Raw genomic sequence first — 872 nt, forward strand, 5'->3', positions numbered from 1 at the left:
GTCGCTTCGTATTGGGCTTGTTGCAGCTCCAGTTCCACGATCCGTCGCTGCTCGTTCAAGGCATCCATTTGCATAAGCTCGGCCTGCTGGGCTGCTTCAATTGCCAAGGGCTCCACGACACGCAGAAGTTCACTTGCGATGGCGGCATCGATACGGGAACCGCCGAAGCTCATGCATCGTGGCGGTATGTCAAATCGATCACATCGATAAACGGCTTGCGGGATACGTCCAGTATAGGCCACCGACAGGCGACGCCCACAGCGCGCACATGCAAGCAGGCCAGCGAGCAGCGCTCGTCCGCCACGACTCGATTTTACGTCGCCCGCCTTGCCGTAGGCGTTGGCCGAGAGCTGTTTCTGGTTGCGCTCGAATTCCGCCCAATCGATGTAGCCTTCATGATGCTCCCTGAGCAGGACATCCCACTCCTCAAACGGCTTGGGATGCTTGTAGCTCTTGCGCGCACGCCCATCCACTATTGCCATCTGCTTGCCACTCTTGCCGTACACGTACGCTCCGGCATAGAACGGATTCTTGAGCACTGAGATCACGTTACGGTAGCGTACCGGTATCCAATCGAAGTGCGTCAGCGTTCGACCATCAGAGGGCCGCGGGAAGTGGACCTGCTGGGCTCGTAGCGACAACAAGACTTGTCTTGCGCTGCCTAGTTCGCGGAAACGGGCGAATATCAAACGGATAACTTCCTGCAATTGCAGGTTTGGATCAATACCGAGGCCGACCTCACGATGCCAGATATAGCCGATCGGCACACTGATCCGAAGTTCTCCGCGGTGTGCCTTCTGACGTTTGGCATCGAGCATCCGGGTACGAAGCACATTCAGCTCAAACTCACTGATGCTTCCCTTCATGCCTAG

1 protein-coding gene is annotated in these 872 nt (G+C 56.9%); it reads right to left on the reverse strand.

The features are described from left to right. Nucleotides 1–872 (reverse strand): recombinase family protein (locus HV670_RS30200; RefSeq protein ID WP_175108571.1); only part of this gene is annotated, 872 nt, incomplete at both ends.

Origin of the sequence: Pararobbsia alpina, assembly GCF_902859895.1 — a bacterium.
In the GTDB taxonomy this organism is placed as follows: Bacteria; Pseudomonadota; Gammaproteobacteria; order Burkholderiales; family Burkholderiaceae; genus Pararobbsia; species Pararobbsia alpina.